Raw genomic sequence first — 23,539 nt, 5'->3', positions numbered from 1 at the left:
AGTGACATGATCGGTTCCGGTTTTCACGTTACGCAAACAAAGGAGCTGATGATGAAACGGTGTGTGACAGCGGTTTTCATGATGCTGACTCTGAGCGGTCCGTATTTCTTCAACGCCGCCATGGCGGCCGGGCAGAAGATCCCTTCGCTGCCGTCGAGCTTTAAAGCACGGACTGTCAAGGCGCCCGACGGCACGGCGATTTTTGTCCGGTCGGGCGGGTCCGGCCCTGCCGTGGTGCTCATCCACGGCTATGCGGAGAACAGCGATTCCTGGGGCCCGCTGGCGGCCGACCTGATGAAGGACCATACCGTGATCGTCCCCGATTTGCGCGGCATTGGACGGTCGTCGATTCCGGCCGGCGGCTATGACAAGAAAACGCAGGCCGGCGACATCCGCGCTGTGGTCGAGGCCCTGGGACATGACAAGACAGCGGTGGTGGCACACGATATCGGCAATATGGTCGCCTATGCGTATACGGCGACGTATCCCGACAAGGTGGAACGCCTGGCCGTCATGGATGCGCCGATTCCCGGCATCGGCCCCTGGAACCAGATCCTGCAGCACCCTGGCGTCTGGCATTTCAATTTCAACGGACCGGATGCGGAGCGCCTCGTGGCGGGCCGCGAACGGATCTATCTGAACCGCATCTGGAACGCCTTTTCCGCCAGCCCGGATCAACCCAATGCGGCCACCAAGGACTTCTTCGCCAAGACCTACTCCCGTCCGGGCGGCATGCGGGCCGGCTTCGCCCAGTTCGCCGCATTCAGCCAGGACGCCCAGGACAACCAGGCCTTTGCCAAGAGCAAGCTGACCATGCCGGTGCTGGCCATGGGCGGGGAAAAGTCCTTTGGCGCCATGCAGGCGCAGATCATGCGGGAAGTGGCGGCCAATGTGCAAGAGTCCGTCATCCAGGGATCGGGCCACTGGCTGATGGAAGAGAAACCGGCCGAGGCCGTGGCGGTGATCCGCACATTCCTCGGCGCCCCTTCCATGAAAGGCGGACAGCCATGAATCTCGACCTGGCAGGAAAAACCGCGCTGGTCACCGGCTCCACCGCCGGGATCGGCCTGGCCATCGCCACACGGCTGGCAAGCGAGGGCGCGGACGTGATCGTGAACGGCCGCACCGAAGAGCGCGTCAGCAAGGCGATGGCCGCCAGCGGCGCCGCGCATGGCCTGGCGGCGGACCTGGCAAGCGAAGAAGGTTTCCGGCTATGCACCGAGCGCTTTCCGCAAGTCGATATCCTGGTGAATAACCTGGGCATTTTCGAGGCCAAGCCGTTCGGTGACATATCGGACGCCGACTGGCATCGTTTTTTCGACGTCAACGTGGTGAGCGGCATACGGCTGTGCCGTCACTATCTCGCGCCCATGCTGGCGCAGGACTGGGGCCGCATCGTCTTCATTTCCAGCGAATCGGGCCTGCAGATCCCGACCGAGATGATCCACTACGGCATGAGCAAGACAGCGCAGCTTGCCGTCTCGCGCGGCTTGGCGGAAACGACCGCAGGCAGCGCCGTGACAGTGAACGCGGTCTTGCCCGGTCCCACCAGCTCGGAAGGTGTGAGCGCCTTTGTCGACCAGATGGCCAGGGAGGGCGGCCAGGGCAGGGACGCGTTCGAGAAAGCATTCTTCCAGACCGTGCGGCCATCATCGATACTGCAGCGCTTTATCACCCCGGACGAAATCGCGGCGGTCGTCACGTTCGTCTGCAGTCCCCTGGCGGCCGCGATCAACGGCACGTCACTGAAGGCGGACGGCGGCGTGGTCCGCTCCATCGCCTGAAGCCTGGGAGGACAGCGACATGAACATTCTTCACCTTATCGCGCTAGCCGGGTCCTTGCTTGCCGCGCACGCGCGCGGCGCCGAGCCTATCTGGGACGGTAACCAGGTCGACATGGTGAGCGAGAAGCTGGCGGACGGCGTGTATGCCTACTACGCCAGCAATGCGAAGGAGCTCAACGCCAAAGGCGGCGCTGCGGCCACCAGCGGCGGCCTGGTGGTGGGCGCCAAGGGCGCGCTGCTGGTCGACACCATGCTGAACAAGCGCTTGAACAGCCAGGTACAAGCCTTGAGCCGGCGGCTCGGGCACAAGCCCATCCTGTACGCCGTCAACACCAGCTCGCACGGCGACCATACTTACGGCAACATGTATTTGCCGGCGCAGACCATCATCATCCAGCATGCGCAGACGCGCAGTTATCTGTCCGGGCACCTGGACGACGACAAGGCGTTCATGATCAAGCATTTCGGAACCGGGCGCGGCATTGAGCAAATCCAGGCGCGCGCGGCTGATCTGCTGGTTGTGCCGGGCGGCAGACTGACGCTGGACTTGGGCGGCAAAACAGTCGACATCATCGACTTCGGCTTTGCACAGACCGGCGGCGATTTGTGGGTATGGGAGCCGCAGGCAAAAGTCCTATGGACGGGCAACCCGGTGATCGCCCACAAGCCCGCGCTGCCCTGGCTGCTCGATGGCCACCTGGTCGCGACGCTGGACACGCTGCGCCGGGTGTATGCCTTCCTGCCGGCCGACGCCCGTGTCGTTCCGGGGCACGGTGTGCCGATGGGCAAAGAAGACATCAAGTGGCATATCGACTACCTCGATAGCGTCCGCAGCCAGGTACAAGCCGCGGTGGACAAAGGGCTGGGCCTGGATGAGACGGTAAAGCAGGTCGCCATGCCGGAGTTTTCCGGTTACGCGCTGTTCGATTGGGTCCATCCGGCCTTGAACGTCCCTGCCGCCTATCAGGATTTAAGCGGGAAGTAAGCGAGGCACGCTGCGCGGCGGGCGTGCGGCGCCCAGCCGCTTGCGTCGCTCAGCCGTGGCGCAGTGCCAGGCGCGCTTCCAGGCCGCCGCCGGGGCGCTGGTGCAGGCTCAGCGTAGCGTCCATCGCCTGCGCCAGCTGGCGCGCGATCGCCAGGCCGAGGCCGGTGCCGCCGGTGCCCCGGTTGCGCGATGTTTCCAGCCGCACGAACGGCTCGAACACGGCCTCCAGAGACTCGGCCGGAATGCCGGGGCCACGATCCAGCACCGAGATCGTCAGCAGGCCCGCTTGCGGCTGCACCGCGATTTCCGCCGCGCCGCCGAACTTGAGCGCGTTGTCCACCAGGTTGCCCAGCACGCGGCGCAGCGCCTGCGGCCGCGCTACCAGCGCGCCGCCGGCCTTGCCGTGCAGGGTGACGTCGTGGCCCGCGTCGCGGTAGTCGGCCAGCATGCTGTCGAGCAGGGCGTCGGGATCGATGCGGCGCGGCTCCTCGCTGGTGCCGTGCAGGGTGCGCGCATAGGCCACGCCTTCCTTGACCAGGGTTTCCATCTCCTGCAGGTCCTGCTGCAGCTTGGCGTGCTGGGGCGCGTCGTCCATCATATCGACCCGCAGCCGCATGCGCGTGATCGGCGTTTGCAGGTCGTGCGAGATGGCGGCCAGGATCTGCAGGCGCTCGGTCATGTAGCCGGCGATGCGGTCCTGCATGGCGTTGAAGGCGCGCGCCGCGCGCGCCACTTCGGATGGGCCGTCTTCCGGCAGGCGTTCAGCCTTCAGGTCCGGCCCCAGGGTGTCGGCGGCCTGCGCCAGCTGGTGCAGCGGACGGGTGGCCAGGCGCACGGCGAACCAGCAGCAGGCGATCAGCACCGCCAGCTGCAGCACCATCACCAGCGGCAGCCAGCGCGAAAGCGGGATGCCGGGCATGGGCGTGATGTCGATGGTCAGCGGCGAACCGTCGCTCAGGCGCAGGTGCACCTGCAGGCGCTCGCGGTCGCCGGGCACGGCGTTGGCGGTCAGCTCGTAGGTGGTGCCGATGCCGTCCGCGATCGAGGCGGCTACGCGGGCCGACAGGGTGGCGTCGGGCGCCCCGCCGTCCACGCCCGGTTCCAGCATGAAGTGGTAGCTGCGGCGCGCCAGGCGCGGCAGCCAGGCCGGGCGTTCGGCGGCGGGCAGGCGGTCCAGCAGGGCGACCGAGCTGGCCACCTCGCGCTCGATGTAGCCGACCATGACGTTCATGGTGGCCTGGTTGCGCTCGGTCATGGTGAGCCAGAAGGAGGCGGCGTTGCCGGCCGCCAGGCCGACGAACAGGATCAACGCCAGCCGGGCGAATAGGGAGCGCGGCCAGCGCAGCGCGGGCCCGCGATTGGGGCCGCCGTCGGGCTTGCCGTCGGGGCCGCCGTCGGACCCGCGTGCCGCCCCGGCGGCGGCATCCATGCCCGCGCTGGCGCCGGCCTTCATTCGCGCCCCTCCAGCACGGTCACGGCGGACGAGAACACGTAGCCCTCGCTGCGCAGCGTCTTGATGTAGCGCGGCTCGCGCGGCTCGTCCTTCAAGGTCTGGCGCAAGCGGCTCACCAGCAGGTCGATGGAGCGGTCGAAGGCGTCGGCCTGGCGGCCCTGGGTCAGGTTCAGCAGCTGGTCGCGCGTCAGCACCCGCTGCGGATGGTCGAGGAACACCCGCAGCAGGCGGTATTCGGCGCCGCTCAGCGCCACCATGGTGCCGTCCGCGTCGAGCAGGTGGCGCGCCACCGTGTCCAGCTTCCAGTCGCCGAAGCCGAGCACATGGGCGGCCTCGGTCACCTGCATGTTCTTGGGCAGCATGCGCGCGCGGCGCAGCACGGCGCGGATGCGCGCCAGCAGTTCGCGCGAGGCGAAGGGCTTGGACAGGTAGTCGTCGGCGCCCATCTCCAGGCCGACGATGCGGTCGGCCTCCTCGCTGAGCGCGGTCAGCATCAGCACCGGCACGGTGCGGTGCTTGCCGGCCCGCAGTTCGCGGCACAGCAGCAGGCCGTCCTCGCCGGGCAGCATCAGGTCCAGCACGATCAGGTCCGGTTCGCCCTGTTCCAGCACGGCGCGCATCTGGCGCCCATTGGCGGCCAGCGACACGCGCATGCCGTTCTTTTCAAGGTAGGCAGCCAGCAGTTCGCGGATGCCGCGGTCGTCGTCGACGATGAGGATGTGGTCGGTGTTTTCCATGCAGCCATGATACCCCAGCCCAATTCGGTCTTTGTATCCCTCTGTATCCGCTGCGGCGCGGTACACACTACATTGCAACGGCGCCGCGCGGCGGACACATGCAGGATACCTGCGGGCGGTCCAATGGAGCTTATCCAAACCAATCCGAGAAAGGGAGCGGCGCCATGTACAACCTGCTCGAAACGCCGCTGGCCCTGCTGGCAGGCGTGTTTACCATCGCTTCCCCCTGCGTGCTGCCGGTGATGCCCATCCTGCTGGGCAGCGCGGCGGCGCGCCCCGGCGCGGAGGCGGTAGCCGGCGTTGACGGCGTTGCCGGCAAGGCTGGCAGGAACACCCGGCCGCTGTTCATCGTCGCCGGCTTCATTCTCACCTTCGCCTCCTTCGCCATGCTGCTGGGCGCGGTGTCCTCGGCGGTGCACCAGGCGCAGGAGGCGCTGCGCAACGCCGCCATCGCCATGCTGGCCATTTCCGGCCTGCTGCGCCTGTGGCCTGGCCCCTATGACTGGCTGGTGGCGCGCCTGCAGCAGGCGCTGCCCGGCATGGGCGCGGCGGTGGGGGCGGGCGGCGCGGGCGACGGCCATTTCGGTGGTTTCGTGCTGGGCATGTCGCTGGGCGCGGTATGGACGCCGTGCGCCGGTCCGGTGCTGGCCTCCATCCTGGCGCTGGTGGTGCGCTCGCAGGACCTGGCCTGGTCCGCGCTGCTGATCACGCTGTACGCCATCGGCGCCGCCATCCCCATGCTCGGCATCATCTACGGCGGCCAGTACGCCACCGCCAAGGTGCGCATCGTGGCGCGCCACGCCGCCCGGCTGCAGCAAGTGTTCGGCGTGCTGGTGATTGCCACCGCAGCTGCCATCTACCTGCAATACGACATCCTGATTTACGCCCAAGTGGCTGCCGTTTTCCCTACCCTGAAAGGACTGTGACATGAACATCCCACGCACCCTGGCGCTTGCCGCCGCCTGCGCCATCGCCAGCGGCGGCGCCGTGGCCGGCCCGCTGAAGAACCCCACGCCGGCCGCCGAATTCACCGGCATCGAAAAATGGCTCAACAGCGAGCCGCTCACGGTGCAGCAACTGCGCGGCAAGGTGGTGCTGGTGGACTTCTGGACCTACACCTGCATCAACTGCATCAACGTGCTGCCGCACGTGAAGTCCTGGCACGAGAAGTACAAGGACCAGGGGCTGGTGGTGATCGGCGTGCACACGCCGGAATTCCCCTTCGAGCGCAGCACCAGCAACGTGCAGACCGCTCTCAAGCGCTTCGACATCCGCTACCCGGTGGCGCAGGACAACCGCTATGCCACCTGGAGCGCGTACCGCAACCAGTACTGGCCGGCGCTGTACCTGATCGACCGCAGCGGCAAGGTGGTGTACACCCATTTCGGCGAGGGCCAGTATGGCCAGACCGAAGCGGCCATCAAGGCGCTGCTGGCGCAGAAATAGACCGCCGTGCACATGGCGCACGGCGACGGGGGCGCCTGCGAGCACAGGCGGGCAGGCTTAGTCGGCCTTGATCGCTTCCACCTGGATCGCCAGTTTCACTTCCGGCGAGAAGTTCGGCAGGCCGTAGTTCATGCCGAAGTCGCTGCGCTTGAATTCGCCGGTGGCGTCGGCGCCGCACACTTCACGCTTGTAGCGCGGGTGCATGATGCACTTGAATTTGCTCACGTTCAGCGTCACCGGCTTGGTCACGCCCAGCAGGGTCAGGTCGCCTTCGACCGCCACCAGCTTGTCGCCGTCGAATTTCAGCGACGTGCTTTTGTAGGTCACTTCCGGGAATTTCTCGACGTTGAACATGTCCGCCTTGCGCGCGTGGACGTTCATCGCTTCCAGGCCGAAGTCGATGGTCTTGGCGTCGATCACGATGTCCAGGCTGCCCTTCCGGGCGGCGCGGTCCAGCTGCACGGTGCCGGTGGTCTTGCCGAACTTGCCGCGCCAGACCGACAGGCCCATGTGGTCGGCTTCAAAGCTAGGGAAGGTGTGGTTCGGGTCGATGTTGAAGGTTTCGGCAGCCATGGACGAACCGGCGGTGGCGGCGATCAAGGCGGCGATCAGGAACTTGAATTTCATTGCGTCTCCGTGCAAAGGGGGGATTTTTACTGTGCGACTACGTGGAACTTGATCGTAACATCATCGGCAACCATGCCGGTGTCCTTCCATTCGCCTTCGCCGATGTTGAAGGCCAGGCGCTTGATCGGCAGTGCGCCGTCGAATACCTGGTTCTTGCCGTCGGCCTTCACGGTCAGCGGGAAGCTCACATCGGCGGCCTTGCCCTTGATGGTCAGCTTGCCGGTGACGGTCAGCTTGCCGGGGCCGGCGCTCTTGATGGCGGTGGAGGTGAAGGTGGCTTTCGGGAACTGGGCCGAGTTGAACCATTCCTTCTTGGCCACTTCCTTGTTCATGTCGGCGTCGCCCAGGTCCATGCTGGCGGTCTCGATCTCCACCGTGGCCTTGGACGTTTCCGGCGCGGCCGCGTTGTAGTCGATGACGATGTTGTGCTTCTTGAACTTGGATTCGATCGGCACGTTCATCTGCTTGAAGGTGGCCGAAACGCTGGACTTGGCGGCGTCCGTTTTCAGGACGGCGGCGCTGGCGGCCAGCGACAGGCCCAGCAGGGAAACGAGGACGGCGCGGTGCGTGGTGTTCATGAAAGCTCCAGGGGTAGGTGGCAGGTGGAAATCAGTTGCGCAGCTTGGACAGGTCCGGCAGCTTGGGCAGCATGCGCTTGAGCACATCGTCGCGGTCGATGAAATGGTGCTTCAGCGCGGCGCCGGCATGGGCCAGCACGGCGGCGGCCATGGCCATGTTCAGCCAGTAGTGGATGGGTTTGAAGAATTCCTTCAGCTCGGGCGTGCCTTCGAACAGCGCGGGGATTTGCCACAGGCCGAGGTAGACCACCGGCACGTTGGCGGCGGTGGTGTACAGGTAGCCGGACAGCGGCACGGCGAACATGAAGAAGTACAGCGCGTAGTGCATGGCGTCGGCGGCCTTGACCTGCCACTGCGGCAGGCTGGCCGGCGGCGGCGGCGGCACAGTGGCCTTGCGCCACAGGATGCGCACGGCGGCCAGCAGCAGCACGGTCACGCCCAGCCATTTATGCCAGGAATAGTACTTGAGCTTGGTGGGCGAGAAGCCCTTGATGTCGACCATCGTCAGCCCCAGGAAGAAGGCGGCGATGATGAGGATGGCGACCAGCCAATGCAGCAGCATGGCGGTTTTGGAATAGCGTTGCATCGGCGCCTTTCGGAAATTAGTACGTGTTAGGACTAATATACCAAAGAAAATCAAACCGTGCTTAAGACTGCCTTAGATAGGGCGCGCGGCGGGGCGTTCACGCCCCGCGCGCAGGTCCTTAGATGGCCTTGGCCAGCTTGTCGGCGATGCCGATGTAGTTGGACGGGGTCATGGCCAGCAGCAGGTCTTTGGCTTCCTGCGGGATCGCCAGGCCGGTGATGAAGTCGCGCAGCGCTTCTTTCGAGATACCCTTGCCGCGGGTCAGCTCTTTCAGCTGCTCGTACGGGTTCTCGATGCCGTAGCGGCGCATGACGGTCTGTACCGGCTCGGCCAGCACTTCCCAGCTGGCGTCCAGGTCGGCCGCCAGACGCGCCGGGTTCACTTCCAGCTTGTTCAGGCCGCGCAGGCAGCTGTCATAGGCCAGCAGGGTGTAGCCGAAGCCCACGCCGATGTTGCGCAGCACGGTCGAGTCGGTCAGGTCGCGCTGCATGCGCGACACCGGCAGCTTCTCGGACAGGTGCTTGAGCACGGCATTGGCCAGGCCCAGGTTGCCTTCCGAGTTTTCGAAGTCGATCGGGTTGACCTTGTGCGGCATGGTGGAGGAACCGATTTCGCCGGCCTTCAGCTTCTGCTTGAAGTAGCCCAGCGAGACGTAGGTCCAGATGTCGCGGTTCAGGTCCAGCAGGATGGTGTTGGCGCGCGCGAAGGCGTCGAACAGTTCTGCCATGTAGTCGTGCGGTTCGATCTGGATGGTGTACGGGTTGAACACCAGGCCCAGGCGCTGCTCGATCACGGCTTGCGAGAACGCGGCCCAGTCGAACGACGGGTAGGCCGACAGGTGGGCGTTGTAGTTGCCCACGGCGCCGTTCATCTTGCCCAGGATTTCAACCTGCTCGATGCGCTTGACGGCGCGCTGCAGGCGGGCCACCACGTTGGCGAACTCCTTGCCCAGCGTGGTCGGCGAGGCGGTCTGGCCGTGGGTGCGCGACAGCATCGGCAGCTCGGCGTTGACGTGGGCGATCTCGGTCAGCTTGGCCACCAGGCCTTGCAGGGCCGGCACCATCACGCCGTCGCGGGCCGCTTTCAGCATCATGCCGTGCGAAGTGTTGTTGATGTCTTCCGAGGTGCACGCGAAGTGGATGAACTCGGAGGCGGCCACCAGTTCCGGCACGTCCTTGACTTGTTCTTTCAGCCAATATTCCACGGCTTTCACGTCATGGTTGGTGACCGCTTCGATTTCCTTGATGCGGGCCGCATCGGCTTCCGTGAAGTCCGACACCAGCTTGTCCAGCAGCGCGGTGGCGTCGGCCGAGAATGGCTTGATCTCGGCGAAACCGGCTTGCGACAGCGCTTGCAGCCAGTTGATTTCAACCTTCACGCGGTTGTGCATGAAGCCGGACTCGGACAGGATGGGGCGCAGCTTGTCGGTCTTGGAAGCGTAGCGGCCGTCGAGCGGAGACAGGGCCGACAGAGTGGAATATGGCGTAGTAGTCATGGAGGCGGGAAGCAAGTTAATGAAGACGGAGCAATAGAAGACGCAGCAGGCCGCCATTCTACCACCGCAGCGCCTTGGGCCGGATTGTCGATGTTATACTGGCGCCTACTTCTACCCTGTTGGCCTCTATGAAACTCATCGGTTCCCTCGCCAGTCCTTATGTACGCAAAGTCCGCGTTGTGTTGGCAGAAAAGAAGCTGGATTGCCAGTTCGAACTGGAAAACGTGTGGGTGTCCGAAACCCGCATCAATGAAGTCAATCCGCTCGGCAAGGTACCCTGCCTGATCATGGAAGACGGCCAGGCGATGATCGATTCGCGCGTCATGGTCGAATACCTCGACACGCTGACCCCGGTCTGCAAGCTGCTGCCGCCCAACGGCCGCGACCGCGCCGACATCAAGTGCTGGGAAGCCCTGGCGGACGGCATCACCGACGCCGGCGTGCTGGTGCGCCTGGAGCGCACCCAGCGTCCGCCCGAGCAGCAGAGCGCCGACTGGATCGCGCGCCAGCTGAAAAAGGTGGAGCTGGGCCTGGCCGAACTGTCGCGCAGGCTGGACGAGTCGCCGTACTGCGCCGGCATCCACTATTCGCTGGCGGACGTGGCCGTGGGCTGCACGCTGGGCTGGCTGTCCTTCCGCTTCCCGGAAATCGACTGGCGCGGCGCCCATCCCAACCTGGCGCGCCTGTACGACAAGCTGTCCGAGCGGCCGTCGTTCCGCGACACCGCGCCGCAGTAAGCCACCGCCGCCCGCCGCACCATGCCGCCCACCAAGCCGGACGCGCCCAGCGCCCAGCAGCGCCGCCTGCAGATGGCCGACATCGCGCGCCTGGCCGGCGTGTCCACGTCCACCGTGTCGCGCGCGCTGGCGGGCAGCAAGCTGGTCAACGATGAAACCCGGCAGCGCGTCATGGAACTGGCGCGCTCGCTGAATTACTCCATCAACATCGGCGCGCAGAACCTGCGCCTGAAGCAGAACCGCACGGTGGGCGTGGTGGTGCCCTACGACCCGGACACCCGCCAGCAGCTCACCGATCCCTTCTTCCTGGCCATGCTGGGCAGCCTGGCCGACGCGCTCACCGAGCAGGGCCTGGACATGCTGCTGACACGGGTCGACGCCGGCACGCTGGACGCCGCCGCGCAGCCATTCGACAGCGGCCGCGTGATCGGCGTGATCCTGATCGGCCAGTGGCGCCACCATGACCAGCTGAACCAGCTGGCCGCGCGCCGCGTGCCCATTGTGGTGTGGGGCGCGCAATTGCCGCAGCAGCTGTACTGCACTGTCGGCGGCGACAACGTGGCCGGCGGCGCGCTGGCCACCGGGCATTTGCTGGCCCAGGGCCGCAAGCGCATCGCCTTCCTGGGCGACACCAACCTGCCTGAAGTGGCGCAGCGTTACCAGGGCTATTGCCAGGCGCTGGCCGCACAGGGGCTGCAGGCCGATCCGCAGCTGATGGTGCCGGTGTCCTTCCTGCCGGGCGGCGGTGAGGAGGGCGTGCGCGAACTGCAGCGCCGTGGCGCGCACTTCGACGGCCTGTTCGCCTGCAGCGACTTGCTGGCCATGGCGGCCATCAATACCCTGCGCGCGCTCGGGCGCGGCGTGCCGGACGACGTGGCGGTGGTCGGCTACGACGATATCGAGCTGGCTTCCTATTTCCATCCTCCCCTGAGCACGGTGCGCCAGCCCATCGCCGCGGCCGGGCGCGCGCTGGTCGGCGCGCTGCTGGCGCTGGCCGACGGCCACGACGCTGCCTCGCAGCAATTGCCCACCGAACTGGTGCGGCGCGCCAGCGCCTGACCCGGCGCTTCCCCACAGTCAAACTGCAACCGTTTGCAATTCGTAAGGCAAAGGCGCTGCAACGTCTTTGGAAAATTTATTGCAATCGATTGCAATAAAATGCGAACTGGTGAATAATGAGGCAACTGCACACCGCAGACCTGCCGCCAGCGAATGCGGCGCCACCGAGAAAAACCAGGAGACATGATGCAAAACCATCCCGCAAAACTGGGTTGCATGGCTGCGGCCGTCGCAGCCGCCCTGATGCACCTGAGCGCCGCCGCGCAGTCCGCCGCCGCTCCCGAAGCCGCCGTTCCCGCATCCACCGCCGCCAGCGCCAGCGCCGCTCCCGTCCCTGCGGCCGCACCTGCCGCGCCGGCAGCCGACGGCCTGAACATGGAGCGCGTGGTCGTCACCGGCACCGCGCGCGGCAGTTCCAAGATGAAGTCCAGCGTTTCCGTCAGCACCATGGATGCCGACACCATCGCCCTGGCCGCGCCCACCAGCGCGGCCGAGGTGCTGCGTTCGGTGCCCGGCCTGCGCTCGGAGTCCTCCGGCGGCGAAGGCAACGCCAACATCACCGTGCGCGGCGTGCCGATTTCGGCCGGCGGCTCGCGCTACGTGCAGATGCAGGAAGACGGCCTGCCGCTGCTGCAGTCGGGCGACTTCAACTTCATCACGCCGGACAGCTACGTGAAGATCGACGGCACGCTGGACCACCTGGAAGTGGTGCGCGGCGGCTCGGCCTCCACCCTGGCCAGCAACTCGCCGGGCGGCATCATCAACTTCATCAGCAAGACCGGCGAAAGCAAGGGCGGCAGCATCGGCATCGCGCGCGGCCTCGGCTACGACCAGACCCGCTACGACTTCAGCTACGGCGCCCCGCTGACCGACAAGACGCGCTTCTTCATCGGCGGCCACTACCGTACCGGCGAAGGCATCCGCCGCACCGGCATGAGCACGGAAGAGGGTGGCCAGATCCGCGGCAACCTGACCCACGAATTCGAACGCGGCACCATCCGCCTGTCCTTCAAGCACCTGGACGACAAGTCGCCTACCGCGCTGCCGGTGCCGGTGCAGGTCAGCAACGGCCGCATCTCGGAGATTCCGGGTATCGACCCGCGCAGCGTGAGCTTCTACTCGCCGTACTGGGTGCGCGACGTGTCGCTGGACAAGGGCAACGGCCATGTTTCCAGCAACGTCAACGATGGCCTGGCCGTGAAGAGCGACAGCTTCGGCATCGCCCTGTCGCTGGACCTGGGCAATGGTGTAACGCTGAGCGAGAACTTCCGCAAGAGCGACAACAGCGGCCGCTTCATCGGCGTGTTCCCTGCCAATAATGGCGTGATGGGCGCGTACACCATTGCCAGCGGTCCGCAGAAGGGCCAGGCCTACAACGGCCGCGCCTTCAACGCCGTGGTGTTCAACACCGCCATCGACGACGCGGGCAATACGCTGAACGACGTCAAGCTGTCCAAGTCGCTGTCCGTCGGCGGCGGCAAGCTGACCGGCACGGCGGGCTTGTACAGCTCCCTGCAAAAGCTGGGCCTGACCTGGAATTTCAACGAATACCTGATGCAGGCCAAGGGCGACAGTCCGGCGCTGCTGCAAACGTCCAGTGCCACGCCCGGCCTGATCGGCGCGGCCTTCGGCGGCTGCTGCTCGCGCGCCGTGGACATGGAATACAAGCTCACTTCGCCGTACGCCAACCTGGGCTGGGAAAGCGGCCCGCTGAACATCGACGCCAGCGTGCGCCAGGACAACCAGCGCGCCACCGGCAGCGGCAATATCGCCAGCGGCGTTGGCAATGCCGGCTTGCGCTACGAAGCGGCCACGCAGCAACTGGTGAACTACCAGGCCGATCGCACCTCGTATTCGGTGGGCGGCAACTACCAGCTGCAGCGCAACCTGGCGCTGTTCGCCCGCATCAGCGACGGCGTGTCCTTCAATGCGGACCGCATCCTGTTCGGCAGCCCGCTGGACGGCAGCGCGCCGATCAGCCTGAACACCGTCAAGCAGGCCGAAGGCGGTGTGAAATGGCGCCAGGGCGGCGCCAGCGCCTTCCTCACGCTGTTCCAGGCCAAGACCAACGAGAGCAATTTCGAAGCGACCACGCAGCTCAGCACCGCCAACCGCTACGAAGCCAAGGGCGCCGAGCTGGAGGCCGCGTGGAGCATGGGCGGCTTCCGCGTCAGCGGCGGCCTGACCTACACGGACGCCGAGATTGTCGGCACCGCCCCCGGCCAGGAATCGGTGATCGGCCATACGCCGCGCCGCCAGGCCAAGGTGGTGTACCAGGTCGCGCCGAGTTATGAAATCGGCGACGTGACCGTCGGCGCCAGCATCATCGGCACCGGCCGCTCGTGGGCGGACGACGCCAACACCATCGACATGCCGGCCTACCGCGTGGTGCACGCCTACCTGAAGTACCAGCTCAATCCGCAGACCGTGCTGTCGCTCAGCGCCAACAACCTGTTCAACAAGCTGGGCTACACCGAGGTGGAAGGGGACGGCCACGCGGCGCGCGCCATTACCGGCCGCGCGGTCAAGGCCAGCCTGAGCTACAGCTTCTGATCCACCCGCAACCCTCTAGAAGAAGATGATCGAGATGTCCCAGCCTTTGCCGCCTTTGCAATCCCTGCTGTCCGCCATGCCGGCGCTGCCCGACGCGCGGCGCGCCGAATTCGCGCGCCGCTACAGCGAACAGGAGGCCGTGCTGCATCAGCGCCTGTCCGGACTGTACGGCACCCTGCCCGGCTTTGCGCGCTGGTATGCCGAACTGGCGGCGCAAGTGGGGCGCCTGGCGGCGGCCCGCCCGGCAGAGCTGCAGGCGCAGGACGAACAGCGGCTGGCCAATCCGGACTGGTTCCAGGACCAGTCCATGCTGGGCTACTGCGCCTACGCCGACCGTTTCGGCGGCAGCCTGGCCGGCGTGGCGCAGCGCATTCCGCACTTGCGGGAGCTGGGCGTGCGCTATCTGCACTTGCTGCCTTTCCTGCGCCCGCGCGCCGGCGAAAACGACGGCGGCTTCGCCGTCGCCAGCTTCGACGACGTCGATCCCAGGCTGGGCGGCAACGCCGACCTGGATACGCTGACGGCGCGGTTGCGCGCTGCCGGCATCAGCCTGTGCTCGGACTTCATCCTCAACCACGTGGCGGACGACCATCCTTGGGCACGCGGCGCGCGGCGCGGCGACAGCGCGCTGCGCGCGTACTTCCACGTCTTCCCCGACCGCCGCATGCCGGACCGCTACGAACGCACGCTGGGCCAGGTGTTCCCGCAAGTGGCGCCAGGAAATTTCAGCTATGTGGAAGACATGGGCGGCTGGGTCTGGACCACGTTCTATCCCTACCAATGGGACCTGAACTACGCCAACCCGGCGGTGTTTGCGGACATGGCGGCAGCCCTGCTGCGCCTGGCCAACCGTGGCATTGAAGTGTTCCGGCTCGATTCCACGGCCTTCCTGTGGAAGCGCGAAGGCAGCAACTGCATGAACCAGCCGGAGGCGCACGCGCTGCTGCAGGCCTTGCGCGCGATTGTCGCCATCGCCGCGCCGGGCGTGCTGCTCAAGGCCGAGGCCATCGTGCCGACGCGCGAGCTGCCGGCCTACTTCGGCGACGCGCAAGCGCCCGAATGCCATATCGCCTACCACAGCAGCCTGATGGCGGCAGGGTGGGGCGCGCTGGCCGAGCAGGACGCCGCGCTGCTGCGTGCCGTGCTGGCCCGTACGCCCGAATTGCCGCCGCACACATCGTGGCTGAGCTATGTGCGCTGCCATGACGACATCGGCTGGAACGTGCTGCGCGCCGAGGCGGGCGAGGCGGGCGAGGCGGACGGCGCGGACGCCGGCCCGGAGCGTGCACGCGCGCGCCTGGCCGCCATCGCCAACTTCTACAGCGGCTCGGCAGGTCAGTACGCCGATGGCGCGCGGCCGAGCGGCGCCGCCTTCCAGAGCAGCGACCCGCACGCGGCGCACGGCAGCAACGGCATGGCCGCCTCGCTGGCTGGCCTGGCCGGGGTACCGGCCCAGGTAGCGCCACCTCCATCGCCGCAGCATCCGTCGCGGCCGCAGCCGCTTGCACAGGACCTGGAGCGGCAGCAAGCCGCCCTGCGCCGCGCGCTGCTGCTGCACGGCCTGGCCCTGAGTGCGGGCGCGCTGCCCGTGCTCTACATGGGCGATGAACTGGCCCAGCGCAACGACGACAGCTACCGCGGGCGCTCCGAGCACGCCATGGATAGCCGCTGGCTGCAGCGCCCGGTATTTGACGAATATGCTTTCGCCCAGCGCGGCGACCCGGCCACGCCCGCCGGGCAAATGTATGGCGGCCTGCGCGCGCTGCTGGGCGCCCGGCAGCGGCTGGAGGCGCTGGCGGCAGGCGCCCCGCGCACCGTGCTGGCCTCGGCTGCCGCCGTGCTGGCGCTGGCGCGCGGCCCGCGCTTCGTGGCACTGTTCAATTTTTCCGGCAGCATGCAGCCGCACACCCTGGCGCGAGTCACGCCAGGGCAGGGTGCCGCAGACGCCGGCTGGCGCGACAGCTTGACAGGCCAGCTATGCTCGGGTGTAGTGGAGCTCGCGCCCTGGTCCATGCTGTGGCTGGAGGCGGCGCCATGAACCAGCTTAAAGGAGCAGCAATGGAACAAGCACGCGGAGCGGCAACGGCCGTGGTATTTGGCGAAGCGCTGGTGGACGATTTCGGCGACTTGCAGGTAGTCGGCGGCGCACCGTTCAACGTGGCGCGCAACCTGGCCGGCTTCGGCATGCCGCCCTTGATGGTCACCCGCATCGGCGACGACGCCAACGGCGCCCGCATGCGCAGCGAGTTCCAGCGCTTCGGCATGAGCGAGGCCGGCCTGCAAGTGGGCGCCGGTGAACCGACCGGCCGCGTGCAAGTCGAACGCACCGGTGACGGCAGCCACCGCTTCCACATCCTGCCGGACCAGGCCTACGACCGCGTGCAGCCCGCACCCATGCTGGGCGCGCTGGCCGGCATGGCCGAGCCAGGCCCCGGCCCCGGCGCCCCCTCCGCCGTCTACTTCGGCACCCTGGCCCAGCGCACCGCCGAAGGCCGCGCCGCCCTGCGAGCGCTGCTGCAAGCCTGCAAAGCACCGCGCTACCTCGATCTGAACCTGCGCGACGGCCAGGCCAGCGAAGCCACCGTGTTCGATTCGCTGTGCCACGCCGACACGCTCAAGGTCAACGAAGAAGAACTGGTGCAGCTGTTCGACTGGTACGCCCACATCAGCCCCGGCACCGCCGACATGGACAGCCTGGACGTGCGCCTGGCGTGCGCCGAATTGATCACCAAGTTCTCGCTGGCCTGCATCATCGTCACGCTGGGCCCGCGCGGCGCGGTGCACTACGGCGCCGATGGCGAAGTTACCGCCAGCGGCCCGGCCGACGTGCCGCGCATGGTGGACACCGTGGGCGCCGGCGACGCCTTCTCCGCGGTCTACCTGTACGGCAGCGCCCAAGGCTGGCCGCTCGCGCTCACCATGGCGCGCGCCAACGCCTTCGCCGGCGGCATCTGCGGCATCGCCGGCGCCGTCCCGCAGGACACCGCCTTCTACCAACCCTGGCTCGCGCGCTGGCACAGCGCCGCCTGACACCCCAACCGGAGCACGCCATGGCGCTGCACAAGCCCCGCCTTTCGTTCTGGCAGATCGTCAACATGAACGTCGGATTCTTCGGCATCCAGTTCAGTTTCGGCCTGCAGCAAAGCAGCATGAGCCCCATCTACAGCTACCTCGGCGCCGACGAAGCCAGCCTGCCCTACCTGTGGCTGGCCGGTCCCGTCACCGGCCTGCTGGTGCAGCCGCTGGTGGGGGCGCTGAGCGACCGCACCTTGAGCCGCTGGGGCCGGCGCCGCCCTTACTTCCTGGTCGGCGCCATCCTGTGCAGCCTGGGCCTGCTGGCCATGCCTTTCAGCGCCGCGCTGTGGATGGCGGCCAGCCTGCTGTGGATACTGGACGCGGCCAACAACGTCACCATGGAGCCGTACCGCGCCTTCGTCAGCGACCGCCTGGCGCCGGCCCAGCACTCGCTGGGCTTCCTGACCCAGAGCGCGTTCACCGGCCTGGGACAAACGCTGGCCTACCTCACGCCGTCGCTGCTGGTGTTTCTCGGCATGAGCCGGGACGCCGTCAGCGGCAGCCACATCCCGCATGTGGTGATCGCCGCCTTCCTGATCGGTTCCGTGTTCTCGCTGGCCAGCGTGCTATGGACGCTGAAGACCACGCCCGAGCTGCCGCTGGACGACGAGGAAATCCGCCGCATCCGCGCCGCGCCGGTGGGCTGGCGCAGCACGCTGATTGAAATCGGCGCGGCCGTGCGCGACATGCCGTCGACCATGCGCCAGCTGGCGCTGGTGCAGCTGTTCCAGTGGTACGCCATGTTCTGCTACTGGCAATACATCGTGCTGTCGCTGGCGGCCACCATGTTCCACAGCAGCGATCCGGCTTCGCCCGGCTTCCGCGAAGCGGGCCTGCTGAACGGCCAGATCGGCGCCTTCTACAACTTCATCGCTTTCCTGGCCGCGTTCGCGCTGGTGCCGTTCACGCGCCGCTACGGCCCCAAGCGCATGCACAGCGTATGCCTGGCGCTGGCCGGCGCGGGCATGCTGTGCATCCCGCTGATCGACAGCCCGGCCTTGCTGCTGCTGCCCATGCTGGGCATCGGCGTGGCCTGGGCCAGCATGATGGGCAATCCCTACGTGATCCTGGCGGGCAGCATTCCGCCCGAGCGCACCGGCGTCTACATGGGCATCTTCAATATGTTCATCGTGATCCCGATGATCATCCAGATCCTCACGCTGCCGCTGTACTACCGCGCGTGGCTGGGCGGCCATCCGGAGAACGTGATCAGGCTGGCGGGTGCGCTGCTGCTGTGCGCTGCGCTGGCGATGCTGCTGGTGAAGGTGAAGGCGGCGCGCGGCCGGGACGCGGAAGAAGCGGAACTGGCCGCCGCAGCGGGGGCGGCGGCCAAGGGGTAATGCGGAGCGGCTTATTCGGACATCTGGCTCTGCAGGTAGTTCTGGATGCCGACTTTGCCGATCAGGTCGATCTGGGTTTCCAGCCACTCGATGTGCTCTTCGGTGTCTTCCAGGATCATCAGCAGCAGGTCGCGCGACACGTAGTCGCCGACCTTCTCGGCTTGGGCGATGCCTTCCTTGATCGTGATGTGGGCGGCGCGCTCCAGTTTCAGGTCGCAGTCCAGCATCTCTTCGGTGTTCTCGCCTATCATCACCTTGTGCATGGCTTGCAGGTTAGGCAGGCCTTCCAGCATCAGGATGCGGTCGATCAGCTTGTCGGCGTGCTTCATCTCGCCGATCGATTCTTCGTACTCTTTCTTCGCAATCTTCTCGAAGCCCCAGTGGCGGTACATGCGCGCGTGCAGGAAGTACTGGTTGATGGCGGTCAGCTCATTGGTCAGCTGCGCGTTCAGCAGGCGGATTACGTCGTTGTCACCCTTCATGGGATACCTCTTTTTGTCTGGTTGTTGAAGCAGGAAATGCCGCCATTCTGCCATGAACAAGCTCATATCTGTAAGGAAAACATGAAAAAATGGTCAGATAATAGTGGTGGTGAAAACGCTGTTCGAAGTGCGAACAATTCTCGTTTTCGTTACTCGCGCAGTTGCGCACACTTGGCGGATAATATCGGCTGATCTTCAAGCAAGGACACCGATATGATGCTGCACATTCCCGGCGTGCTCACGCCGGAACAGGTACTGTATTTCCGCCAGCGCCTGGCGCAAACCGACTGGGTCGATGGCCGCGAAAGCGTGGGCGCGCAAGGCGCGCAGGTCAAGCGCAACCGCCAGCTGGCCGAGGGCTCGCCGCTGGCCAAGGAGCTGGGCGACATGGTGGCGCGCGCGCTCACCGCCAACCCGCTGTTCTTCGCCGCCGCGCTGCCGCTGCGCATCCTGCCGCCGTACTTCAACAGCTACGCCGGCGGCGAGCAGTACGGCCTGCATATCGACGGCGCCGTGCGCACCGACGGCCGCACCCTGCAGACCCTGCGCGCGGACGTCTCCACCACGGTGTTCCTGAGCGAACCGGAAGAGTACGAAGGCGGCGAACTGGTGGTGATGGACTCCTACGGCTCGCACGAGGTCAAGCTGCCGGCCGGCGACGCCATCGTCTACCCGTCCAGCAGCGTGCACCGCGTGATGCCGGTGACCCGCGGCGAGCGCATGGCGTCCTTCCTGTGGACCCAGAGCATGGTGCGCGAGGACGCCCGGCGCGCCATGCTGTTCGAGCTGGATCAGAACATCCAGAAGGTGCGCGGCCAGCTGGGCGACAACCACACCACGGTCGGGCTGACCGGCCACTATCACAACCTGCTGCGCATGTGGGCCGAGATGTAGGGGCTGGCAGCCAGGACGAAAAAAATCCCCGCCGGCGCCATGAGGCGCCGGTGGGGACTGAAGGGGTGGTACTCGTAAGCGGTGAAAGGGGAGGCGGGGCGCTCAGACCTGCTGGAAGTTGATCGGCACCAGCACGTACACGGCGACCGGCTTGCCGTCTTCCATATAGGGCTTGAACAGCGCGCGCATGGCGGCGACGCGGCCCGCTTCGTCCAGGTTGCCGGAACCGGAGGACTTGGCGATGATGGCCTGCTCCGGCAAGCCTTTTTCGCTGATCAGCACGCGCAGCATGACTACGCCGGTTTCGCCCAGGCGGCGTGAAATGGTGGGATACACCGGCGCCGGCGCACGCACGTACTCCACGCCCTGCACCAGGCGCGGCGCGGCAGGTGGCGCCGGCGGCGCCGGGGCGGCCTGCTGCGGCTGCGCGGTGGACGGCGCGCTTGGCGCGTCCGCGCTGCGCGGCTGGGCCGGCGGCGGCGTGATGGTGTTTTCGACGGTGATGTTCAGCAGCGGCAGTGGCGGCGGCGTGATGGCCGGGGCCTGCATGACGGGAACGGTCTTGGGCGCCGGCGGTTCCGGCTGCGGCGCGGGAGGCGCCACGAACGACACGTTGACTACCTGCGGCAGCACGGCATGCACGGCGTCGCGCAGCATGCCCGTTTGCAGCAGGTAGAAGAATCCTGCATGAATGGCGACGATCGCCGTGAATTTGCCCAGCTTTGCCAGCCCGTCGGGTGAGGGCCCGTCTATCGTCATCGCATGCATTGCATTCCTTACGTGGTCATGGAAGGCCGCTTCAATACTGTTTCATTGATGCAGCCCAGATGTGCGGTCAGGATCTCTTCGGCAGTCGAAGCGCATTGGCCGCAGCACGTGGCCAGGCCCAGGTCGGCGCGCAATTCGTCGATCGAAGTGATGCCCAGTTCTATGGCTTGACGGATTTCGCGGTCTGAGATGTTGTTGCAAATACAAACAATCATTGCGTTACCTTCTGGCTAGGATGGTGCTAACTAAATGCTCACTGATTCTGATGCCGATTCGTCACTTTTAATTGTTTCTTAATGAGAATCATTATCATTACGTTTCCTATTCTGCCGCAACCCGGCGTACAATGCAAGCAGTTCCTGCAAATCCAACTCATTCTCATTTAGCTCTATAATGGCCGCACAGAAATTCATCACCGATCCGACTGGAAGCCCCATGACGCAAGCGCCCCCCCTGACCCAACTCGACACGCTGGAGACCGGCAGAAGCGCCGTGGTCGTGCACGTGGCGCCGGGCAATCCGCAAGAAATGGAAGACGGCGCCGACCTGGCGCGGCGCCTGATGGAGCTGGGCTTCGTGCCCGGCGAGCGCATCCGCATGCTGAAGCGCGGCATGCCGGGCGGCGAGCCGCTGGCCATCAAGGTCGGCAACTCCACTTTTGCATTGCGCCGCTTCGAGGCCGCGCTGATCTCCATTCAACCGGAATAAACCATGGGTGCAGTAGAAAAACCGGCGCAGGCCGCAGCGCAGGCGCCGATGGTGGCCCTGCTGGGCAATCCGAACTGCGGCAAGACCGCGCTGTTCAACCGCATCACCGGCGCGCGCCAGAAAGTGGCCAACTACGCCGGCGTGACCATCGAACGCAAGGAAGGCCAGTTCACTTCGCCCGACGGCCACGGCTTCCGCCTGCTGGACCTGCCGGGCGCCTATTCGCTGAAAGCCCACACGCCGGACGAAGCCATCACGCGTGACGTGGTGGCCGGCCTGCGCGCCGGCGAAGCGGCGCCGGACGTGGTGGTGTGCGTGGTGGACGCCACCAACCTGCGCCTGAACCTGCGCCTGGTGCTGGAGATCAAGCGCCTCGGCCTGCCGATGATACTGGCGCTGAACATGGTGGACGTGGCCAGGAAGCGCGGTATCGCGATCGACGCCGACAAGCTGGCCCGGGAACTGGGCATGACGGTGGTGGAAACCGTGGCGGTGACGGCGGGCGGCGAAAAGTCGCTGCTGCGCGCGCTGGACCTGATGTGGCCGCTGGCCGCCAGCAAGGCCAATCCGCTGGCCGCCATCGACGCGGTGCCGGTGGAGGAGACGCAGCGCGAAGTGCGGCGCATCCTGTCCGTGGTCAGCAACGACAGCGCGGACAAGGGCAACCTGAGCGAAAAGATCGATGACGTGGTGCTGCACCCGGTGCTCGGCCCCATCATCCTGGCGGTGCTGATGTTCCTGGTGTTCCAGGCGGTGTTCGCCTGGGCCGCGCCCGTCATGGAATGGATCAAGGACACGGTGGACGGCGGCGGCGGCCTGCTCAAGGAGCACATGGCCGACGGCGTGCTGCGCAGCCTGCTGGTGGACGGCGTGATCAGCGGCGTGGGCAGCGTGCTGGTGTTCCTGCCGCAGATCCTGATCCTGTTCTTCTTCATCTTGGTACTGGAAGACTGCGGCTACCTGCCGCGCGCGGCCTTCCTGCTGGACCGCATGATGGGCGGCGTGGGCCTGTCCGGGCGCGCCTTCATCCCGCTGCTGTCCAGCTTTGCCTGCGCCATCCCGGGCGTGATGGCGGCGCGCACCATCCAGAATCCGCGCGACCGCCTGGTCACCATCATGATCGCCCCGCTGATGACTTGCTCGGCGCGCCTGCCGGTGTACGCGCTGGTGATTGCCGCCTTCATCCCCGAGCGCGAAGTGTGGGGCATGCTCAGCCTGCAGGGCCTGGTGCTGTTCGGGCTGTACGTGGCCGGCATCGTCTCGGCCATGGCGGTGGCGTGGTTCTTCAAGCGTTCGCTGGGCGCCAAGAGCAAGCAGCCGCTGATGCTGGAACTGCCCAGCTACCACTGGCCGCATATGCGCAACCTGGCCATCGGCCTGTGGGAGCGCGCCAAGATCTTCCTGACCCGCGTCGGCACCGTGATCCTGACGTTGATGGTGCTGCTGTGGGCGCTGAGCAGCTTCCCCGGCGCGCCGGAAGGCGCCACCCATCCGCCGATCTACTACAGCCTGGCGGGCTTGCTGGGGCGCGGCCTGGAATTCATCTTCGCGCCGATCGGCTTCAACTGGCAGATCTGCATCGCGCTGGTGCCGGGCATGGCCGCGCGCGAAGTGGCGGTAGGCGCGCTGGGCACGGTGTACGCGCTGTCCCAGACCGGCGACGAGCTGGCCTCGCAGCTCGAGCCCATCCTGTCGCAGACCTGGTCGATGGCCACCGCGCTGTCGCTGCTGGCCTGGTACGTGTTCGCGCCGCAATGCCTGTCCACCCTGTCGGTGGTGCGCCGCGAAACCGGCAGCGTGCGCTACGCCTTCATCATGGCTGGCTACATGTTCGCGCTGGCCTATACGGCGTCGTTCATCACCTACCGCGTTGCGGTCATGCTGGGAACCTGATATGTGGCAGCAGATCATCGTCGGCCTGATCGTCGCAGCGGCGCTGGTGCACGCCAGCACCAAGTATCTGCCGGCCGGCTGGCGCCGCCGCATCGTCTACGGGCTGGCCCGGTGCGGGCTGAACGAAGACAAGCTGGCCAGGTTCTTCAAGGTGCAGGACAGCTGCGGTTCCGGCTGCGGTTCCTGCGGCAGCTGCGGCAGCGGCGGTAGCAAAGACGCCGCCGCCCCGCCGTCCCCGCCGGCATCCCGGCGCGTCATCAAGCTCCACGTCCAGCGCTGATCTTTCCGGCCAGACAAATGGGGTCAGGGTTAATTTTCCCGTGCGGGAAAATTAACCCT

At 66.3% G+C, this 23,539-nt stretch carries 24 protein-coding genes; 15 read left to right on the top strand and 9 right to left on the bottom strand.

Annotated features, from left to right (window positions below; translation table 11 throughout):
- Positions 1–51: 51 nt before the first annotated feature.
- The 3 genes from AC6H42_RS02515 to AC6H42_RS02505 are packed head-to-tail and all read left to right on the top strand — an operon-like array spanning position 52 to position 2,769.
- On the top strand, positions 52–1,011 hold the full coding sequence (locus AC6H42_RS02515; protein ID WP_157200808.1) for an alpha/beta fold hydrolase: 960 nt from the start codon (positions 52–54) through the stop codon (positions 1,009–1,011).
- Positions 1,008–1,784 carry an SDR family NAD(P)-dependent oxidoreductase gene (locus AC6H42_RS02510; RefSeq protein WP_057152727.1) on the top strand — a complete coding sequence of 259 codons (777 nt, stop codon included), beginning with the start codon at positions 1,008–1,010 and terminating at the stop codon, positions 1,782–1,784. Before AC6H42_RS02515 ends, AC6H42_RS02510 begins: the two co-directional genes overlap by 4 nt.
- Positions 1,785–1,803: 19 nt before the next feature.
- Complete coding sequence (locus AC6H42_RS02505) at positions 1,804–2,769, top strand: MBL fold metallo-hydrolase (RefSeq protein ID WP_057152728.1); 966 nt, start codon at positions 1,804–1,806, stop codon at positions 2,767–2,769.
- A gap of 49 nt (positions 2,770–2,818) precedes the next feature.
- Here the strand turns inward: AC6H42_RS02505 and AC6H42_RS02500 are convergent, their stop codons facing one another.
- Positions 2,819–4,222: an ATP-binding protein gene (locus AC6H42_RS02500; RefSeq protein WP_229418004.1), complete on the bottom strand. Its 1,404-nt coding sequence runs from the start codon at positions 4,220–4,222 to the stop codon at positions 2,819–2,821.
- Complete coding sequence (locus AC6H42_RS02495) at positions 4,219–4,959, bottom strand: response regulator (RefSeq protein ID WP_496313722.1); 741 nt, start codon at positions 4,957–4,959, stop codon at positions 4,219–4,221. The genes AC6H42_RS02500 and AC6H42_RS02495 overlap by 4 nt, the downstream gene beginning before the upstream one ends.
- Before the next feature lie 164 nt (positions 4,960–5,123).
- Between AC6H42_RS02495 and AC6H42_RS02490 the strand changes: the two genes are divergently transcribed.
- Together AC6H42_RS02490 and AC6H42_RS02485 are read left to right on the top strand one after the other, a co-directional pair.
- Positions 5,124–5,885: a cytochrome c biogenesis CcdA family protein gene (locus AC6H42_RS02490; protein WP_497547341.1), complete on the top strand. Its 762-nt coding sequence runs from the start codon at positions 5,124–5,126 to the stop codon at positions 5,883–5,885.
- Between the two features lies 1 nt (position 5,886).
- The gene (locus AC6H42_RS02485) at positions 5,887–6,405 is read left to right on the top strand and encodes a thioredoxin family protein (RefSeq protein ID WP_057152731.1); all 519 of its coding nucleotides are present in this window, start codon (positions 5,887–5,889) and stop codon (positions 6,403–6,405) included.
- Between the two features lie 57 nt (positions 6,406–6,462).
- On the opposite strand, the gene AC6H42_RS02480 is transcribed toward AC6H42_RS02485, so the two are convergent.
- The 4 genes from AC6H42_RS02480 to purB all read right to left on the bottom strand — a co-directional run bounded on the left by AC6H42_RS02480 (position 6,463) and on the right by purB (position 9,691).
- Positions 6,463–7,032, bottom strand: a complete 570-nt coding sequence (locus AC6H42_RS02480) for a YceI family protein (RefSeq protein ID WP_057152732.1) — start codon at positions 7,030–7,032, stop codon at positions 6,463–6,465.
- Positions 7,033–7,058: 26 nt separating this feature from the next.
- Positions 7,059–7,610, bottom strand: a complete 552-nt coding sequence (locus tag AC6H42_RS02475; RefSeq protein ID WP_057152733.1) for a YceI family protein — start codon at positions 7,608–7,610, stop codon at positions 7,059–7,061.
- A 31-nt stretch (positions 7,611–7,641) separates the two neighbouring features.
- Positions 7,642–8,235: a cytochrome b gene (locus tag AC6H42_RS02470; RefSeq protein WP_373888157.1), complete on the bottom strand. Its 594-nt coding sequence runs from the start codon at positions 8,233–8,235 to the stop codon at positions 7,642–7,644.
- A gap of 79 nt (positions 8,236–8,314) precedes the next feature.
- Positions 8,315–9,691, bottom strand: coding sequence for an adenylosuccinate lyase (gene purB / locus AC6H42_RS02465; RefSeq protein ID WP_057153605.1), 1,377 nt, complete (start codon positions 9,689–9,691; stop codon positions 8,315–8,317).
- Positions 9,692–9,819: 128 nt separating this feature from the next.
- On the opposite strand from purB, the gene AC6H42_RS02460 reads away from it, so the two are divergent.
- From AC6H42_RS02460 to AC6H42_RS02435, 6 genes are all read left to right on the top strand, one after another.
- Positions 9,820–10,428, top strand: a complete 609-nt coding sequence (locus tag AC6H42_RS02460; protein WP_057152735.1) for a glutathione S-transferase family protein — start codon at positions 9,820–9,822, stop codon at positions 10,426–10,428.
- 21 nt (positions 10,429–10,449) lie between these two features.
- A complete protein-coding gene (locus AC6H42_RS02455) occupies positions 10,450–11,487 on the top strand; it encodes a LacI family DNA-binding transcriptional regulator (RefSeq protein ID WP_057152736.1) in 1,038 nt (345 codons plus the stop codon).
- Between the two features lie 183 nt (positions 11,488–11,670).
- Positions 11,671–14,040, top strand: a complete 2,370-nt coding sequence (locus tag AC6H42_RS02450; protein ID WP_229418005.1) for a TonB-dependent receptor domain-containing protein — start codon at positions 11,671–11,673, stop codon at positions 14,038–14,040.
- Positions 14,041–14,065: 25 nt separating this feature from the next.
- Complete coding sequence (locus AC6H42_RS02445; RefSeq protein WP_497547340.1) at positions 14,066–16,078, top strand: alpha-amylase family glycosyl hydrolase; 2,013 nt, start codon at positions 14,066–14,068, stop codon at positions 16,076–16,078.
- Between the two features lie 20 nt (positions 16,079–16,098).
- Positions 16,099–17,070, top strand: coding sequence for a PfkB family carbohydrate kinase (locus tag AC6H42_RS02440; protein ID WP_497547339.1), 972 nt, complete (start codon positions 16,099–16,101; stop codon positions 17,068–17,070).
- Positions 17,071–17,090: 20 nt separating this feature from the next.
- Positions 17,091–18,455 (top strand): MFS transporter, encoded by a 1,365-nt coding sequence (locus tag AC6H42_RS02435; RefSeq protein ID WP_057152738.1) that lies wholly within the window; start codon positions 17,091–17,093, stop codon positions 18,453–18,455.
- Positions 18,456–18,466: 11 nt separating this feature from the next.
- Here the strand turns inward: AC6H42_RS02435 and bfr are convergent, their stop codons facing one another.
- The gene (bfr, locus tag AC6H42_RS02430) at positions 18,467–18,937 is read right to left on the bottom strand and encodes a bacterioferritin (RefSeq protein ID WP_057152739.1); all 471 of its coding nucleotides are present in this window, start codon (positions 18,935–18,937) and stop codon (positions 18,467–18,469) included.
- Positions 18,938–19,150: 213 nt separating this feature from the next.
- On the opposite strand from bfr, the gene AC6H42_RS02425 reads away from it, so the two are divergent.
- The gene (locus AC6H42_RS02425; RefSeq protein WP_057152740.1) at positions 19,151–19,831 is read left to right on the top strand and encodes a Fe2+-dependent dioxygenase; all 681 of its coding nucleotides are present in this window, start codon (positions 19,151–19,153) and stop codon (positions 19,829–19,831) included.
- A 102-nt stretch (positions 19,832–19,933) separates the two neighbouring features.
- On the opposite strand, the gene AC6H42_RS02420 is transcribed toward AC6H42_RS02425, so the two are convergent.
- Together AC6H42_RS02420 and AC6H42_RS02415 are read right to left on the bottom strand one after the other, a co-directional pair.
- Positions 19,934–20,590, bottom strand: a complete 657-nt coding sequence (locus AC6H42_RS02420; RefSeq protein WP_229418007.1) for an energy transducer TonB — start codon at positions 20,588–20,590, stop codon at positions 19,934–19,936.
- Between the two features lie 17 nt (positions 20,591–20,607).
- The gene (locus tag AC6H42_RS02415; RefSeq protein ID WP_057152742.1) at positions 20,608–20,814 is read right to left on the bottom strand and encodes a (2Fe-2S)-binding protein; all 207 of its coding nucleotides are present in this window, start codon (positions 20,812–20,814) and stop codon (positions 20,608–20,610) included.
- Between the two features lie 220 nt (positions 20,815–21,034).
- Here AC6H42_RS02415 and AC6H42_RS02410 point away from each other — a divergent pair, with 220 nt between their 5' ends.
- Genes AC6H42_RS02410 through AC6H42_RS02400 form a run of 3 tightly spaced genes read left to right on the top strand, consistent with a single transcriptional unit; the run spans position 21,035 to position 23,480 of the window.
- On the top strand, positions 21,035–21,307 hold the full coding sequence (locus tag AC6H42_RS02410; protein ID WP_057152743.1) for a FeoA family protein: 273 nt from the start codon (positions 21,035–21,037) through the stop codon (positions 21,305–21,307).
- A gap of 3 nt (positions 21,308–21,310) precedes the next feature.
- Positions 21,311–23,200, top strand: coding sequence for a ferrous iron transporter B (gene feoB, locus AC6H42_RS02405; protein ID WP_497547338.1), 1,890 nt, complete (start codon positions 21,311–21,313; stop codon positions 23,198–23,200).
- Between the two features lies 1 nt (position 23,201).
- A complete protein-coding gene (locus AC6H42_RS02400; protein WP_497547337.1) occupies positions 23,202–23,480 on the top strand; it encodes a DUF6587 family protein in 279 nt (92 codons plus the stop codon).
- Positions 23,481–23,539 lie beyond the last annotated feature (59 nt).

Source organism: Massilia sp. NBRC 108631, from assembly GCF_059704565.1.
The sequence above is the reverse complement of the archived record's forward strand: the minus strand, read 5'-3'. Positions and strand labels throughout refer to the sequence as shown.